We start from the raw sequence: 16,084 nt of genomic DNA on the forward strand, positions 1-16,084 counted from the left end.
TATAAGGGACTCCCCGGACCCCCCTCCGTGCCGATGCCCCGCAAGGCGCCGACACCGGCTGCCGTCGCGCCTGCCGCATCGGTGCCCGCTGCGTCTTCGACGTCAGCTGAATGGGGGCGAGTCTCCGAGGACGGAACCGTCGAGGTCAAGGAAGGCGACGCCTGGCGCGTCGTCGGCCAGTATCCCGACGGCACGCCGGACGAGGCCCTCGCCTACTTCGTCCGCAAGTTCGACGACATCGCCTTCAAGGTGCACGCCCTCGAGCAGCGCCACCAGGCAGGCGGCGCCTCGGCGACCGATCTCGCGAAGCAGGCAGGGCACCTGATCGATGAAGCGACCGATGCTGCGGCGGTCGGCGACCTGGTCGGCCTGCGCGATCGACTCGACGCACTGACCTCGTCCCTCTCGGAGGCGACGGAGCAGGAGGCGAAGCAGGCCAAGGAGCTCGTCGACAAGGCGATCGCAGAACGGACCGTTCTCGTCGAGCGGGCTGAGGCCATCGCCGCACGCGACCTCAGCAAGGTGCAGTGGAAGCAGGTCACGGCCGAACTCGGAGAGCTGTTCGACGCCTGGCAGGCCCAGCAGCAGAACGGCCCCCGCCTGTCGAAGGGCATCTCCCAGCAGCTGTGGAAGCGTTTCCGCGACGCGCGTGCCATCGTGGACAAGCAGCGCCGTGCTTTCTACTCTGAGCTCGACGACGCCCACAAGGTCGCTCGCGATGCGAAGACCCGTCTGGTCGAGCGCGCGGAGGCTCTCGCTCCGCGCGGCACGGACGGCATTCCCGCCTACCGGAACCTGCTCGACGAGTGGAAGGCTTCGGGTCGTGCCGGCCGTAAGGCCGATGACGCTCTCTGGGCGCGCTTCAAGGCAGCCGGCGACGCGCTCTACGCCGCTCGCGCCGAGCAGGCCGCTGCGGAGGAAGCGGATTCCGCGCCGAAGATCGAGGCACGCGAAGCACTCCTCGAAGAGGCGAAGGCTGTCGCGGACGAGCCCAACATCAAGCGAGCTCGTGCGCTTCTCACCCGCATCCAGCGACAGTGGGATGAGATCGGACGCATCTTCCCCCGGGACAAGGAACGCGCTCTCGATGACAAGCTCCGTGCGATCGAGCAGGGGCTCAAGGGCCGCGAAGACGTCGACTGGAAGAAGAACAACCCCGAGACCAAGGCACGCGCGAACGACATGAGCTCGCAGCTGCTCGAGGCCATCGAGAAGCTCGAGGCCGAGGTCGCTGCGGCGGAGAAGTCCGGCGACAAGAAGGCCGCCAAGGCCGCTGCGGATGCTCTCGAGGCACGCCGCGCCTGGCTGAGCGCGCTCGGCGGCTGACCCGTTCTCCACAGGTCCGCACGATCACGGTAGAGGCGGGGTGCACTGCGTCAGACTGACGTGGTGCACCCCGTCTTCCTGTATCTCCCCGGCGTGCGGCTGAGCCTCGCCGAGCTGAGTGCGGCGCGCATCGACGGACACGTGGTCGAGGTCGGAGATGCGTATGTTCCGGCGGACCTGCCGGAGGGTGCCCATGTCAGAGCGAGCACCGTCGCCTCCCTGGTGCAGGCGGGCACGGCGGCGTCAGGGCCGACAGCGGCATGGATCCACGGAGCCGGAGATGCTCCCCCGAACGTGCATCATGTGCGACGATGCGTGGAACGGCGGATCCGCGCGGCCACCAGCTCTCGACTCGTCTTCCACGATACGGTCGTCCCCGCATCCGACCTCGGGCTGATCGGCGGGGTTCCGGTGACCACTCCCGTCCGGACGATGCTCGACCTCGCCACCGCCGTGCACCGTGATCCGCGCGTGCTGACCTGGATGGACCGGCTCGCGCTCGTGTTCCCCGATGCTTCGGAAGCCGCGGCGGACAGCCTGCGCCGCATGAGCCGGGTTCCCGGAAGCCGTGCCGGACGGGCCGTATTGGACAGACTCTCCGTCAAGAAGAGGTGACGCGGTAGACGTCGTACACCGCGTCGATCCTGCGCACCGCGTTGAGCACCCGGTCGAGATGCACGGCGTCACCCATCTCGAAGACGAACCGACTCAGAGCCAGTCGCTCATCCGTCGTGGTGACCGTCGCCGAGAGGATGTTGACATGGTGCTCGCTCAGCACGCGGGTGACATCCGAGAGGAGCCCGGAGCGATCGAGCGCCTCGACCTGGATCTGCACCCGGAAGACGCTCTTGGTGGTCGGCGCCCAGGACACGTCGACGAAGCGATCCTGTTCCGCGCCCAGCGCCTTCACGTTCACGCAGTCCGCACGGTGCACCGAGACGCCGCTGCCACGGGTCACGAAACCGACGATCTGGTCGCCGGGAACGGGTGTGCAGCACTTCGCGAGCTTGACGAGGATGTCGTTGGCGCCGCGCACCAGCACGCCGGAGTCGCCCGATCGCGGCTCGCGGGTCTGAACGCTGCCGGGAAGATCGATCGCGCCCGTCGCCGGGTCGTTCGCCGCGACCAGTGCCGTGACCTTCTCGAGCACGGACTGGGTCGAGACGTGTCCCTCACCGACGGCAGCGTAGAGCGCTGAGACGTCTTCGTAGTGCATGCCCCGAGCCACCTCGGTGAACGAGTCATGGCTCATGAGGCGCTGCAGGGGCAGGTTCTGCCGGCGCATCGCCCTCGCGATGGCCTCCTTGCCCTGCTCGATCGCCTCCTCGCGGCGCTCCTTCGTGAACCAGCCGCGGATCTTGTTGCGGGCGCGCGTGCTCGCGACGAAGCCGAGCCAGTCCTGGCTGGGACCGGCGTCGGGGTTCTTCGACGTGAAGACCTCGACGACATCACCGCTCTTGAGCTCGGACTCGAGCGGCACCAGGCGACCGTTGACCTTGGCCCCCATGGTGCGGTGGCCGATCTCGGTGTGCACGGCGTAGGCGAAGTCGACCGGGGTCGCACCGGAGGGAAGCCCGATGACTCGCCCCTTCGGCGTGAACACGTAGACCTCTTTGGCTCCGATCTCGAACCGGAGCGACTCGAGGAACTCCCCGGGATCGGCGGTCTCGGCCTGCCAGTCGGAGATGTGCGCGAGCCACGCCATGTCGGTGTCGGAGGCGCGGACCTCGGTCTTGCCGCCGCCGTTCATCCGCTCTTTGTACATCCAGTGCGCAGCAACGCCGTACTCGGCCTGCTGGTGCATCTCGTGCGTGCGGATCTGGATCTCGACCGTGCGGCCGGAGGGGCCGATCACCGTGGTGTGCAGCGACTGGTAGAGATTGAACTTCGGAGTAGCGATGTAGTCCTTGAAGCGACCAGGCAGAGGCGTCCAGCGTGCGTGGATGGCGCCGAGCACCGCGTAGCAATCACGTACCGAGGCCACCAGCACTCGGATGCCGATCAGATCGTAGATATCGTCGAACTCACGTCCCCTGATGACCATCTTCTGGTACACCGAGTAGAGCTGCTTCGGGCGCCCGACGACCTTGCCGCGGATCCGGAGGTCGCGCAGGTCTTCATCGATCTCCTCGACGACCTGGTTCAGGTACTTCTCGCGCTGCGGTGTGCGCTGCGCGATCAGGCTGTGGATCTCGTTGTAGATCTTGGGGTGCAGGACGGCGAAGGACAGATCCTCGAGCTCCGACTTGATCGCCTGGATTCCGAGGCGGTTGGCCAGAGGAGCGTAGATCTCGAGGGTCTCCTTGGCCTTCTTCGCCGCCTTCTCCGGCGGGACGAAGCCCCAGGTCCGCGCGTTGTGGAGCCGGTCTGCGAGCTTGATCAGCAGCACCCGGATGTCCTTGGACATCGCCACGATCATCTTGCGGACCGTCTCGGCCTGCGCGCTCTCGCCGTACTTCACCTTGTCGAGCTTCGTCACACCGTCGACGAGCATGGCGACCTCATCACCGAACTCGGCGGTGAGGTCGGTCAGCGCGTAACCAGTGTCCTCGACGGTATCGTGCAGCAGCGCAGCGGCGATCGCCCGTGGTCCCAGCCCGAGCTCCGCCAGGATCTGAGCGACCGCGAGCGGGTGGGTGATATAGGGCTCGCCGCTCTGGCGCTTCTGTCCCTCGTGCTTCTCCTTCGCGACCGCGTAGGCCCTCTCGATCACCGAGAAGTCGCCCTTGGGGTGGTTGGCCCGGACGGTGCGGATCAGGTTGTCGAGGTCGTTGATCCTCGACGCGCGGGAGAAGATGCGGGGAACCAGCCGTCGCAGACTAGAGCCCTGCGATGACGTCTGCGGTTCCGCCATCTACTCACCTCCTGATCGATCAATCCTACGCGCGCTGTACGGGGTGGGCCCCGCTGAGGAAGCCGATCAGACCTCGACGGCTGCCCTGCTGCGAGCCTCGCGGATGCGGGCATCGCGGGCCTTCAGCTGCGGCTCGTTCTCGCGGAACAGCGAGTAGAGCGGAGCAGCGACGAAGAGCGTCGAATAGGTGGCCACGAGGATGCCGACGAAGATCGACAGCGAGATGTCGGTGAGCGACTCGGCGCCGAGCCAGAAGGCGCCGATGAAGAGCACCGCGCCCACAGGCAGAGCTGCCACGACGGACGTGTTGATCGAACGGACCAGCGTCTGGTTCACCGCGAGGTTCACGGACTCCCCGAACAACCGGGCAGACTTCTCTCCGTCTTCCGACGTGTTCTCTCGGACCTTGTCGAACACGACCGTGGTGTCGTACAGCGAGTACGCGAGGATCGTGAGGAATCCGATCACCGCAGCCGGGGAGATCTCGAAACCGGCCAGCGCGTACACGCCGACGGTGATCACGAGCACGTCGAGCAGACCGATGATGGCTGCGGCCGACATCTTCCACGTGCGGAAGTAGATCGCCAGGATCAGGAAGGTCAGCGCCAGGAAGATCGCGAGACCCCACAGCGACTGCTTGGTGACGTTCTCACCCCATGCGGGTCCGATGAACGACGACGTCACATCGGCAGGATCGACGCCGTAGGCCTTCGCGAGCGCCTCGCCGACCTGCTGGGTCTCGGCGGCGCTCATCTGGTCGGTCTGGACGCGCACGTCCTTGCCGCTGACGACGACGACCTTGGTCGCCGCGCCCGGCACGACCGACTGCACAGCCGTGGTCGCGGTCTCCTGGTCGAGGCTGTCGGGCGCCTGCACGGTGAACTGCGACCCGCCCGTGAACTCGATCGAGAACTGGATCGGACGCACCAGCGGCACCAGTGCCGAACCGACGACGAGAATGATCGCGATGATGAACCACAGACGGCGCTTGCCGACGAACGGGAAGGAGGTCTTTCCCGAGTAGAGGTTGTTGCCGAACTCATTCATGGAAGGCATCAGGCGTCTCCCTCACTTCCGGCTTTGGTGGTTTTCTCGCCCGCGAGGGCCTCGGCGCGCTTGCGTTCGGCGATCGTCTGTCTGCGATCGGCCTCTCCCCGGGACCGGGCGTTCTTCGCACCGCGTCCCGCCGACGCCGTGGCGACCTCTCGGAACTGCGAGCGACTGCGGTAGACGGCGCCGAGGGCCTCGGGGTCGAGCCCGGAGAGCTTGTGGCCGCCCCCGAAGAACCGGGTGCGCGCGAGCAGTTGCATCACCGGGTGGGTGAAGATCACGAAGATGAACACGTCGATGAGCGTCGTGAGTCCGAGCGTGAAGGCGAAGCCCTTCACCGTGGCATCGGCCAGGATGTAGAGCACGACTGCTGCGAGGATGTTGATCGACTTGGAGATGTAGATCGTGCGCTTCGCTCGGCCCCAGCCGTCTTCGACTGCAGCGGTGATCGACTTTCCGTCGCGGAGCTCGTCTCGTATTCGCTCGAAGTACACGATGAACGAGTCGGCCGTGAATCCGATGGACACGATGAGACCGGCGACACCGGCCAGCGAGAGGCGGAAGCCGATGCGCCACGCCAGGATGCAGATGACGATGTAGGTCAGGATCGCCATCACCGCGATCGACGCGATGATCACCGACCCGAGCGCTCGATAGACGATCAGGGAGTAGATCGCCACCAGCGCGAGACCGATGAGGCCCGCGATCAGACCGATCTGCAGCTGCTGCGTGCCGAGGGTGGCCGAGATGGTGTCGGAGCTCTGCACCGTGAAGCTGAGCGGGAGGGCACCGAACTTGAGCTGGTCGGCGAGAGTGGTCGCAGACTCCTGCGTGAAGCTTCCGGAGATGCTGGGGCGACCATCGAGGATCTGCCCGTTCATCCGCGGAGCGCTGATCACGTTCCCGTCCAGCACGAAGGCGAACTGGTCCCTCGGCGTGAGCCCGTCGATGCGGTTCTGGTTCAGGCGGGTGCTGACCTTGCCGAACGCATCGGCCCCGTCGCCGTTCATCGTCAGCTGGACGAGCCAGGCACCCGACTTCGGGTCACGGCCCGCCGAGGCGTCAGTGATCGCCGTGCCGTCGAGCTCAGCCGGGCCGAGGATGTACTTCGCGGAGCCGTCGGCCGAGCAGGCGATGAGCGGCTGGTCCTTCGGCGCCTTCGCGGCGTCGTTGTCAGGGTTCGCGCAGTCGTAGGCCAGGAACTCCGCCTGGAGCTTGTCCGTGACCCAGGAGAGGTCGCTGGCGTCCGTCGGCGCGGCCGTCGGGGTCGAGTTCAGTCCCGGATCAGGACTCGGGTACGGCGTGGAGTTGCCGTCCTCGCCCACGAACTCGTTGGTCGCCGCTGTCGTGTAGAGCACCGGCCGGAACTCGAGCTGCGCACTGGACTGGATCCGCTCACGTGTCTGCGCGTCCGCCTCGCCCGGGATCTGGACGACGATGTTCTGTCCGCCCTCGGTCGTGATGTCGGCCTCGGCGACGCCGGATGCGTCGACACGCTGGCGGATGATCGCTGCGGCCTGGTCGAGCTGCTCGGAAGACGGAGCGGCTCCGTCCTCGGTCTCCGCGCTCAGGACGATCTGCGTTCCGCCCTGCAGGTCGAGAGCGAGCTCCGGCGACCACGAACTCGCAGCCTCTCCGTTGCTGTCCTTGAAGACGTACACGCCGAGCGCGTTGATGCCGAAGAGCACGCCCGTCACGAGGAGCAGGCCGAGAAGGACCCGCCAGGCGTGACGGACGGGAGAGGATGAAGCCACGTGTGTTCAGCTTTCTGGAAGGACGGAGATCCGAGCGGCCGCGTCGGCCCCGGGCTTACTTGTCGTCGGCGTCGCGCTCGAGGCGAGCGCGGGTCTCCTCGGGAGTCTCGACGGCCGGAGCGGTCGACTCGTCGGCGACCTGCTCCGCGACGACCTCATCGCTCGGTGCGTCCACGACGACATCCTTGGGCTCGACCACACGGAGGATGGCCTGGCTGTGAACGTCGATGATGGTGCCGGGAGCGATCTCCACGAGCGCCGGCGTGTCGAGGTCTTCGGGGTCATACGCGACGATCGTCCCGTAGATGCCACCCTGCAGGAGCACCTTGGCGCCAGGAACGGTCTTGGTGGCCTTCTCCTCCTGCTCTGCCTTCATCTGCTTCGTGCGCTTGCGCGTGTTGAAGATCATGAAGACGAGGAGGACGGCGAGGAGGCCGAAGAGCAGGAATTCCATGGGCATGGGGGAAGCGCCTTTCTCAGGTGCACGCTCCAGCCTTTGGGCGCGCGAAGGTAACCGTGAAGTCTTCAGTGATTATAGGTCATCCAACTTAAGCATCCCGTCCGGATGTGCGACGCCCAGATGCGTGTACGCCTCGGGCATCGCCACGCGGCCGCGGGGGGTCCGTCCGAGGAAGCCGATGCGCACGAGATAGGGCTCCACGACGCTCTCGACCGTCTCGGCCTCTTCGCCGACGGCGACAGCGAGCGTGCCGAGGCCGACCGGGCCGCCGCGGAAACGGCGCACGAGCGCATCGAGCACCGCACGGTCCAGACGATCGAGGCCGATCGGGTCGACGTCGTACAAATCCAACGCCGCGCGCACCTCGTGGATGGTGGCCACTCCCCCGGAATGCACCAGGGCGTAGTCGCGCACCCGGCGGAGCAGGCGGTTGGCGATGCGGGGTGTGCCGCGTGAACGGCGTGCGATCTCCGCGAGCGAGTCGGTCGGGAGGTCCACGCCGAGCACGGCCGCAGATCGGGCGATCACCTGCTCCAACTCCGACTCCTCGTAGAACTCGAGGTGACCGGTGAACCCGAAGCGGTCGCGGAGCGGGTTGGGAAGCAGCCCGGAGCGCGTCGTCGCACCCACGAGGGTGAACGGCGAGAGCTCGAGCGGGATGCTCGTGGCCCCTGCACCCTTCCCGACCATGATGTCGATGCGGTAGTCCTCCATCGCGAGGTACAGCATCTCCTCGGCGGAGCGCGCCATGCGGTGGATCTCATCGATGAAGAGCACCTCACCGGGGACCAGGCTCGACAGCAGTGCGGCCAGATCACCGGCGTGTTGGATCGCCGGTCCACTCGACAGCCGCAGCGGACGTTCACTCTCGTGCGCGACGATCATGGCGAGCGTCGTCTTCCCCAGACCCGGCGGTCCCGCCAGCAGGATGTGATCCGCCGGACGGCTCTGGATGCGGGCGGCCTCGAGCAGCAGCTGCAGCTGGCCGCGGACCTTCTGCTGTCCGACGAACTCCCCGAGGCTCGTCGGACGCAGGGCGCCTTCGATGGCGAGTTCGGTCTCGTCGGAGGGCTCGCTGGCATCGAGGGGATCAGACACGGGCCTGGCCTCCCTGCGCAGGGCCCAGGAGGGCGAGGGTGCGGCGCAGCAGCGATGCGACGGAGGCACTCTCCGCCTCGCTGGCCTCGGCAGCTGTCTGGGCGGCGGCGTCTGCGGCGACCTTCTCCGACCACCCGAGGCCGACCAGCGCCGCTGCGACCTGCGTCACGACGTCGGTGCCGCCTGGCGCAGTCGCCTTGGCGGGGGCCGCGAAGGCCTGCACCTTCCCAGCGAGCTGCAGCACGATGAGCTTCGCGGTCTTGGGGCCGATGCCGGACACACGCCGGAAGGGAGCGTCGTCCTCCGCAGTGACTGCTTCGGCGATCTGGTCGCCCGTGAGGTGCGAGAGCACGCCGAGAGCCGACTTCGGACCGACGCCGGTCACGCTGATCAGCAGTCCGAAGATCTCGAGCTCACCGCGGTCGGCGAAGCCGAACAAGGACAACGAGTCCTCACGGACGATGAGGCTGGTGTGCAGCAGGAGCTTCTCGCCCACCACCGCCGTATGCGCGACGTCAGCGGGGACCGCGACGGCGAATCCGACCCCGCCCACATCGATGACGACCTGATCGGATGCCGCATGCAGGACGACACCGTGCAGAGAGGAGATCATCCCCTCAGCCTACGACGTCGCTCGTAGGTATGTTCGACCGACACGCTTCTCGGCCTCGGCCCAGGCGCGCTGCGCGGGGGTCAGAGCACCAGAGGCGGTCGCCGCTGCTCCCCCGCGCCGCCAGGCGTGGCAGAGGGCGATCGCGAGGGCGTCAGCGGCGTCGGCGGGCTGCGGCAATGCGTCGAGCCGCAGGATGCGGGCGATCATCGTCTGCACCTGCCGCTTGTCGGCAGCACCGTATCCGGTGACAGCGGCTTTGACCTCGCTGGGGGTGTGCGTGGCGGCGGGGAGTCCCGACTCGGAGGCGATCAGCAGCGCGACGCCACTGGCTTGCGCGGTTCCCATCACCGAGTGCGTGTTCTGCTGCGCGAAGACCCGCTCCACCGCAACGGCATCAGGCCGATGCTCTGCGATCACGGCCCGGATGCCGGCCGCGACGATCGAGAGGCGGTCGCCGATCTCCGCATCCGGAGAGGAACGGATGACCCCGACGTGGACGAGCGTTCCACGGCGCGATCCGTCGACATCCACGACCCCCACACCGCAGCGGGTGAGACCGGGGTCGATGCCGAGCACGCGCAGAGAGGAGGTCACTCCCCCAGGCTAGGCCGCGGAACCGACACCGGTCACTCGGCGCGCCTAGGCGTCGTCGTTCTCCAGCTCAGCCTGGACCTCGGGGCTCAGATCGAAGTTGGTGAACACGTTCTGCACATCTTCACTGTCTTCGAGGGCGTCGATCAGACGGAAGACCTTGCGTGCGGTGTCCGCGTCGATCTCGACCTTGAGGTTCGGGACGAACTCGACGTCGGCCGACTCGTAGTCGATGCCGGCCTCCTGGAGCGCGCTGCGCACGGCAACCAGGTCGGTCGCCTCCGTGATCACCTCGAAGCCCTCGGCATGCGGCTCGATCTCCTCGGCGCCCGCCTCGAGCGCCGCCATCATCACATCGTCCTCGGTGGTGCCCTCAGAGCCGACGACGATGACGCCCTTCCGGCTGAAGTTGTAGGCCACGCTGCCGGGGTCGGCGAGGGTGCCGCCGTTCCGGCTGAGAGCCGTGCGCACCTCTGCGGCCGCGCGGTTCTTGTTGTCGGTCAGACACTCGATCATGAGGGCGACACCGTTGGGGCCGTATCCCTCGTACATGATCGAGAGGTACTCGACGGCCTCGCCGCCGATACCGGCACCGCGCTTCACCGCGCGGTCGATGTTGTCCTTCGGGACCGAGGTCTTCTTGGCCTTCTGCACCGCGTCGAAGAGGGTGGGGTTGCCCGCCAGGTCCGGTCCGCCGAGCTTGGCGGCGACCTCGATGTTCTTGATGAGCTTGGCCCAGGACTTCGCGCGCCTGGAGTCGATGATGGCCTTCTTGTGCTTCGTGGTCGCCCACTTGGAATGCCCGGACATAAGTCTCCGCTCGTCGTATCCGCATGAGCTCGCGCTCAGCGCATCGTCCATTCTAACGAACGGCCGGCGTGGCGCAGGATAGGAGCATGCGCAGATCACGACACGTCTCCCCCGCCCTCCGCTCGGCAGAGGTGCTCGATGACGCACCGGCGCCCGCCGACACCCTGCGGTATCTGCTTCATCTGCCGGACGATTACGACGATGACCCGAACAGGCTCTGGCCCCTGGTGCTCTTCCTGCACGGAGCGGGCGAACGTGGTTCCGACCTCGAGATGGCCGCGGTCCACGGCCCTCCGAAGCTGGCGGACACCGGCGAGGAGTACCCGTTCATCCTCGTCACACCCCAGTGCGGCTCGGCGAGTCACTGGGTCGCCGAGCTCTCGACGCTGGCCGTAATGCTCGATGAGGTGATCTCGGCGCATCGCGTCGATCAGGAACGCGTATCGGTGACAGGACTCAGCATGGGCGGTTACGGCACCTGGTCGCTCGCGGTGCGCTACCCCGATCGATTCGCGGCGATCGCGCCGATCTGCGGCGGGCTGTGGATGCAGAGCGCCGCTCCGCTCCGTGAAATCCCGGTCTGGGCGTTCCACGGCGACGCCGACGACGTGGTGCCGATCGCCGAGACCGAGCGGATCGTCGACGAGCTGCAGGCCCTCGACGCCGACGTGCGTTTCACTCGGTATGCGGGCGTCGGTCACGACTCATGGACCGTGTCGTACGCGAACCCTGAACTCTACGAGTGGATGCTCTCCCCTCGACGCGGAGTCGAACGCGACCGACCCGGCGTCGACGAGACAGCACGATGACGACGGGAGCAGATCGGCTCCGACCCGACTGGCATACGCTCCCGCTGCCGCTCCAAACTCGGATCATCGCCGCGATCGGGGGTGATCTCGTGCAGGATGCGCCGGCCCATGGCGGCTTCAGCGCCTCCTACGCGGGCGTCGTCACGACCACGACGGGGCGCGCATTCGTCAAAGCCTGCGGTGTGGAATGGCATACCGACTCGCTGCACTTCCTCCGCGAGGAGATACGCACGCTCTCGCAGCTGCCGACCGCCATCGCCCCGCGACTCCTGGCCGCCATCGACGACGCGACGGGCACGGCCCTCGTCATCGAGGCGATCGACGGCCGTCACCCGGGCCAGCCCTGGACGACGGCGGACCTGCACGCCGTGGCCCGGACCCTTCACACCCTGTCGACCACCCCCGCGCCTGCGGATATGCCTCGAGCAGAAGACGGCATGATCCCCGGTTTCACCCGGTGGACGGAGATCGCGGCGGAGCCGCGCATGCGCGAGGTGCTCCCCTACGGCCTCCCCGCGAGGATGCCCGAGCTGTTGCGGCTCGAGGAGGGCTTCGGCGATGCGCTGCACGGCGACGTCATCGTGCACGACGATGTACGCGCCGACAACATCCTGATCAGCGCTGGACGAGCGCACCTGCTGGACTGGCCGCATGCGCGCAGGGGCGCCGCCTGGATCGACCTCCCCTGTCTGCTCCCGAGCATCGAGGCATCCGGAGGCCCCTCCTGCGAGGAGGCGTGGGCCGTCTTCGAAGAGCACGGTGCGCCGTCTCAGGCTGCGCTGCTCCCCGTGATCTCCGCCTTCGCATCGTTCCTCTGGTTCCAGCAGGCGCAACCCGAGATCCCGCAGCTCCCCGGCCTGCGGGAGTTTCAGCGCGCGCAGGCGATCCCGGCTCTGCGTTGGCTCTCGGGCCTGATCTGATCCGACGTTCTACCGCGCCGATGCGAGGCGACGCGCGTTCGCCCGAGCCAGGAACCGCTGGTGAAAACGGGTCTCTCCCGTGATCTCCGGGTGAAAGCTCAGACCGAGCAGATCCCCCTGCTCCACCGCGACCACTCGACCGTCGGGCAGCGCCGCCAGCACATCGGCGCGCGGACCGACCGACTCGACCACCGGGCCGCGGATGAATGCGGCGGAAACCGGGACTCCGCGGAAAGCGGGTACGTCGAGCTGGACTTCGAACGACTCGACCTGTCGGCCGAAGGCGTTCCGTCGCACGACGACGTCGAGCCCGCCGAACGGCTCCTGCCCCTCGATCGCGTCGACGATCTCGTCGGCGAGCATGATCAGCCCCGCACAGGTGCCGAGGACCGGCATGCCGGCCGTGATCGCATCGCGGATGGGCTGCTGCATCCCGAAGTTGCGCGACAGCTTGTCGATCACGCTCGACTCGCCGCCGGGGATGACGAGCCCGTCCACCGACGCCAGGTCGTCGGGGCATCGCACCAGCGCCACGTCGGCACCGAGACCCGATAGCAGAGCGGCGTGCTCGCGCACGTCGCCCTGCAGCGCGAGTACGCCGACCCTTGTGTTACCAGCCACGCTCGGCGAGACGGTGCGGCGCCGGAAGGTCGCTGACGTTGATGCCGACCATGGCCTCGCCCAATCCACGCGAGACCTCGGCGATGACCTTCGGGTCGTCGAAGAAGGTCGTCGCCTTCACGATCGCCTTCGCCCGCTCTGCCGGGTTGCCCGACTTGAAGATTCCCGATCCGACGAACACGCCGTCGGCGCCGAGCTGCATCATCATGGCTGCGTCCGCAGGCGTCGCGACGCCACCGGCCACGAACAGCACGACAGGGAGCTTGCCGGTCTCGGCGATCTCGGCGACGAGTTCGTAGGGAGCCTGCAGCTCTTTGGCCGCGACGAACAACTCGTCCTTGGGCAACGCCGTGAGGGCCGCGATCTCCCCGCGGATCTTGCGGATGTGCTTCATCGCCTCGGAGACGTCACCGGTGCCGGCCTCTCCCTTGGAACGGATCATGGCCGCTCCCTCGTTGATGCGGCGGAGCGCCTCGCCGAGATTGGTCGCGCCGCAGACGAACGGGACCGTGAAGCCGTACTTGTCGATGTGGTTCACGTAGTCGGCAGGCGAGAGCACCTCCGACTCGTCGATGTAGTCGACGCCGAGCTCCTGCAGCACCTGAGCCTCGACGAAGTGACCGATGCGTGCCTTGGCCATCACGGGGATCGACACGGCATCGATGATGCTGTCGATCATGTCGGGGTCGCTCATGCGCGAGACACCACCCTGCGCGCGGATGTCGGCCGGAACGCGCTCGAGCGCCATGACGGCGACGGCCCCGGCGTCTTCGGCGATCTTCGCCTGCTCTGCCGTGACGACGTCCATGATGACGCCACCCTTGAGCATCTCGGCGAGGCCGCGCTTGACGCGCGCGGATCCGGTGGTTGTCTGGTCTGCCATGGGAACTCCTGTCGTATGCACCGAAGTCGGGTTTGATCTAGATCAAACATAGCACTGTCCGATTCGACCTAGAATCACTGAGGAGGACCATGAGCGACCAGATCACAGGCACGACCGCATCGGACATCGCCGACAGCGTGCGCTCTCTGCGCGACCGCGGAGTCCTCCGTCCCGGGAGCGTCCTCCCCCCGGTGCGGGAGCTCGCCGCGACGCTCGGCGTGAACCGCAACACCGCCGTCGCCGCGTATCGACAGCTCGCCCAGGCGGGTCTCGTCCTCTCCCGCGGACGAGCGGGGACCATCGTCGCCGGGCTGGAGGCCGTGGCGCAGGAGGGCTACGCCCCCGACACCGTGCTCCGCGATATCGGTACCGGGAACCCCGACCCCCGCTTGATCCCCGATCCTGCCCCAGCACTGATGACGATAGCCTCCCGCCCGGTGCTCTACGGCGAGCCCGTGATCGACCGCGGACTCGAGGAGTGGTCGACGCGCTGGATGTCCCGCGACCTCGACGGCGTGGACTTCCGCATCACCGTGACCAGCGGGGCGGTCGATGCCGTCGAGCGGCTGCTCGCTCAGGCGCTGATGCGCGACGACGCCGTCGCCCTGGAGGACCCCTGCTTCCTCGCGAGCATCCACACGGTGCGACTGGGTGGCTATCGCGCGATCCCCGTCCCCGTCGATGCCGAGGGGATGACCGTCGATGGGCTGCGCTCCGCGCTGGAGGCCGGCGTCCGCGCGATCATCTGCACGCCCCGCGCCCAGAATCCGACCGGGGCGAGCCTCACCGCGTCGCGAGCCGGCGAACTCCGCGCGGTGCTCGCCGACCACCCCTACGTGCTGATCATCGAGGACGACCACTTCTCGATGCTCTCGCAGCGACCGTACGAGTCGCTCATCGGACCCGACCACCGTCGATTCGCCCTGGTGCGCTCTGTCTCGAAGTTCCTGGGGCCGGACATGTGCCTCGCGATCGCGGCGACGGACGCCGAGACCGCCGAGCGCCTGGCGATGCGACTGAGCCCGGGGACGACGTGGGTCAGCCATCTGTTGCAGCGCCTCGCCCTCACGCAGCTGACCGACGAGACCGTGATGGCCCAGGTGGCATCCGCCGCGGCGCACTATGCGCAGCGCAATGCCGCCTTCGCCGAACGGCTCCGAGCGAGCGGCATCGATGCCACGGTGTCCGACGGCATGAGCCTGTGGGTCGAGTTCTCCCAGCCCGCTCGGACCGTCGCCGACCGTCTCATGCGCCGCGGATGGCTCGCCCGCACCGGGGACGACTTCTCCCTCGACGAGAAGGCGGACCCCTCGCACCACCTGCGCCTGACCGTGCACGACCTCACCGACGACGAAGCCGAGACCCTGGTCGCAGACCTCGTCGCCGCCGGGCGATGAACACACCTCGCGGGCGTCGACCCGCCCAGAACGAAAGAGCCGGAGCATGAAGATCCTCTCCATCCAGTCAGCCGTCGCCTACGGACACGTGGGGAACTCCGCCGCGGTGTTCCCCCTGCAGCGCATCGGCGTCGAGGTGCTCCCCGTCTACACCGTGAACTTCTCCAACCACACCGGTTACGGCGCCTGGCGAGGGCCGCTGATCGCTCCCGACGATGTGCGTGAGGTCATCACCGGCATCGAGGAGCGCGGCGTCTTCGGGCAGATCGATGCCATCCTCAGCGGCTACCAGGGCGGAGAAGGCATCGGCGACGTGATCATCGACGCCGTCGCGCGCGTGAAGGCCGCGAACCCGAACGCCCTGTACGCCTGCGACCCGGTCATGGGCAATGCGAAGTCGGGATGTTTCGTCGCCCCCGCGATCCCCGTGCTGCTGCGTGAACGCGTGGTCCCCGTCGCCGACATCATCACGCCGAATCAGTTCGAACTCGGCTTCCTCACCGACACCGAGCCGGAGACCCTCGAGAGCACCCTGGCATCGGTCGATCTCGCGCACGCGATGGGACCGCGCACGGTACTCGTCACCAGCGTGGAGCGCCCCGACCGCGAAGAGGGCACCATCGAGATGCTCGCCGCCGACGAGAAGGGCGCCTGGCTCGTGCAGACCCCGCACCTGCCGATGAAGGCGAACGGTTCCGGGGATGTGACAGCCGCCCTGTTCACCGCGCACTACGTCGAGACCGGCAGCGCCAAGATCGCGCTCGAGCGCACGGCATCCAGCGTGTACGACCTCCTCAAGGCCACACTCGAGTCCGGAGAGCGGGAGCTGCAGCTCGTCGAGGCCCAGGAGTTCTACGCAAATCCGCAGATGCAGTTCACCGCACGCCAGGTGCGCTGA

The 16,084-nt window shown here is 67.4% G+C and carries 16 protein-coding genes; 6 read left to right on the forward strand and 10 right to left on the reverse strand.

Translation table 11 applies throughout. The features are described from left to right. Nucleotides 1-1,326, forward strand: a 1,326-nt coding sequence (locus tag RN51_RS14435) for a DUF349 domain-containing protein (RefSeq protein ID WP_231579311.1), incomplete at its 5' end; no start/stop codon positions are given. A 63-nt stretch (nucleotides 1,327-1,389) separates the two neighbouring features. Then, nucleotides 1,390-1,941 carry a type IV toxin-antitoxin system AbiEi family antitoxin gene (locus RN51_RS14440; protein WP_197073265.1) on the forward strand — a complete coding sequence of 184 codons (552 nt, stop codon included), beginning with the start codon at nucleotides 1,390-1,392 and terminating at the stop codon, nucleotides 1,939-1,941. Here the strand turns inward: RN51_RS14440 and RN51_RS14445 are convergent. From RN51_RS14445 to RN51_RS14480, 8 genes are all read right to left on the reverse strand, one after another. Next, a complete protein-coding gene (locus RN51_RS14445) occupies nucleotides 1,928-4,180 on the reverse strand; it encodes a RelA/SpoT family protein (RefSeq protein ID WP_045264757.1) in 2,253 nt (750 codons plus the stop codon). The genes RN51_RS14440 and RN51_RS14445 overlap by 14 nt on opposite strands. A gap of 66 nt (nucleotides 4,181-4,246) precedes the next feature. Further along, complete coding sequence (secF, locus tag RN51_RS14450) at nucleotides 4,247-5,236, reverse strand: protein translocase subunit SecF (RefSeq protein ID WP_045264758.1); 990 nt, start codon at nucleotides 5,234-5,236, stop codon at nucleotides 4,247-4,249. Further along, on the reverse strand, nucleotides 5,236-6,984 hold the full coding sequence (secD, locus tag RN51_RS14455; protein ID WP_045264759.1) for a protein translocase subunit SecD: 1,749 nt from the start codon (nucleotides 6,982-6,984) through the stop codon (nucleotides 5,236-5,238). Before secD ends, secF begins: the two co-directional genes overlap by 1 nt. A 55-nt stretch (nucleotides 6,985-7,039) precedes the next feature. After that, nucleotides 7,040-7,438, reverse strand: a complete 399-nt coding sequence (locus RN51_RS14460) for a preprotein translocase subunit YajC (protein ID WP_045264760.1) — start codon at nucleotides 7,436-7,438, stop codon at nucleotides 7,040-7,042. A 78-nt stretch (nucleotides 7,439-7,516) separates the two neighbouring features. Beyond that, the gene (ruvB, locus tag RN51_RS14465; protein ID WP_045264761.1) at nucleotides 7,517-8,542 is read right to left on the reverse strand and encodes a Holliday junction branch migration DNA helicase RuvB; all 1,026 of its coding nucleotides are present in this window, start codon (nucleotides 8,540-8,542) and stop codon (nucleotides 7,517-7,519) included. Next, nucleotides 8,535-9,155: a Holliday junction branch migration protein RuvA gene (gene ruvA, locus RN51_RS14470; RefSeq protein ID WP_045264762.1), complete on the reverse strand. Its 621-nt coding sequence runs from the start codon at nucleotides 9,153-9,155 to the stop codon at nucleotides 8,535-8,537. The genes ruvB and ruvA overlap by 8 nt, the downstream gene beginning before the upstream one ends. A 9-nt stretch (nucleotides 9,156-9,164) precedes the next feature. Continuing rightward, nucleotides 9,165-9,749 carry a crossover junction endodeoxyribonuclease RuvC gene (gene ruvC, locus RN51_RS14475; RefSeq protein WP_045264763.1) on the reverse strand — a complete coding sequence of 195 codons (585 nt, stop codon included), beginning with the start codon at nucleotides 9,747-9,749 and terminating at the stop codon, nucleotides 9,165-9,167. 45 nt (nucleotides 9,750-9,794) lie between these two features. Beyond that, the gene (locus RN51_RS14480; protein ID WP_045264764.1) at nucleotides 9,795-10,556 is read right to left on the reverse strand and encodes a YebC/PmpR family DNA-binding transcriptional regulator; all 762 of its coding nucleotides are present in this window, start codon (nucleotides 10,554-10,556) and stop codon (nucleotides 9,795-9,797) included. 86 nt (nucleotides 10,557-10,642) lie between these two features. On the opposite strand from RN51_RS14480, the gene RN51_RS14485 reads away from it, so the two are divergent. Further along, nucleotides 10,643-11,365 (forward strand): prolyl oligopeptidase family serine peptidase, encoded by a 723-nt coding sequence (locus RN51_RS14485; protein ID WP_082066609.1) that lies wholly within the window; start codon nucleotides 10,643-10,645, stop codon nucleotides 11,363-11,365. Next, nucleotides 11,362-12,285, forward strand: a complete 924-nt coding sequence (locus RN51_RS14490; RefSeq protein ID WP_045264765.1) for an aminoglycoside phosphotransferase family protein — start codon at nucleotides 11,362-11,364, stop codon at nucleotides 12,283-12,285. The genes RN51_RS14485 and RN51_RS14490 overlap by 4 nt, the downstream gene beginning before the upstream one ends. A 9-nt stretch (nucleotides 12,286-12,294) precedes the next feature. Here RN51_RS14490 and pdxT read toward each other — a convergent pair whose 3' ends face one another. Next, entirely contained in the window at nucleotides 12,295-12,906 is a 612-nt protein-coding gene (gene pdxT, locus RN51_RS14495) for a pyridoxal 5'-phosphate synthase glutaminase subunit PdxT (RefSeq protein ID WP_045264766.1), read from the reverse strand. Further along, nucleotides 12,896-13,789: a pyridoxal 5'-phosphate synthase lyase subunit PdxS gene (pdxS, locus tag RN51_RS14500; RefSeq protein WP_045264767.1), complete on the reverse strand. Its 894-nt coding sequence runs from the start codon at nucleotides 13,787-13,789 to the stop codon at nucleotides 12,896-12,898. The genes pdxT and pdxS overlap by 11 nt, the downstream gene beginning before the upstream one ends. Before the next feature lie 89 nt (nucleotides 13,790-13,878). Here pdxS and RN51_RS14505 point away from each other — a divergent pair, with 89 nt between their 5' ends. Then, a complete protein-coding gene (locus tag RN51_RS14505) occupies nucleotides 13,879-15,186 on the forward strand; it encodes an aminotransferase class I/II-fold pyridoxal phosphate-dependent enzyme (RefSeq protein ID WP_045264768.1) in 1,308 nt (435 codons plus the stop codon). A gap of 46 nt (nucleotides 15,187-15,232) precedes the next feature. Further along, on the forward strand, nucleotides 15,233-16,084 hold the full coding sequence (pdxY, locus tag RN51_RS14510; protein ID WP_045264769.1) for a pyridoxal kinase PdxY: 852 nt from the start codon (nucleotides 15,233-15,235) through the stop codon (nucleotides 16,082-16,084).

Origin of the sequence: Microbacterium oxydans (assembly GCF_000956405.1) — a bacterium.
GTDB lineage: Bacteria > Actinomycetota > Actinomycetes > Actinomycetales > Microbacteriaceae > Microbacterium > Microbacterium oxydans_C.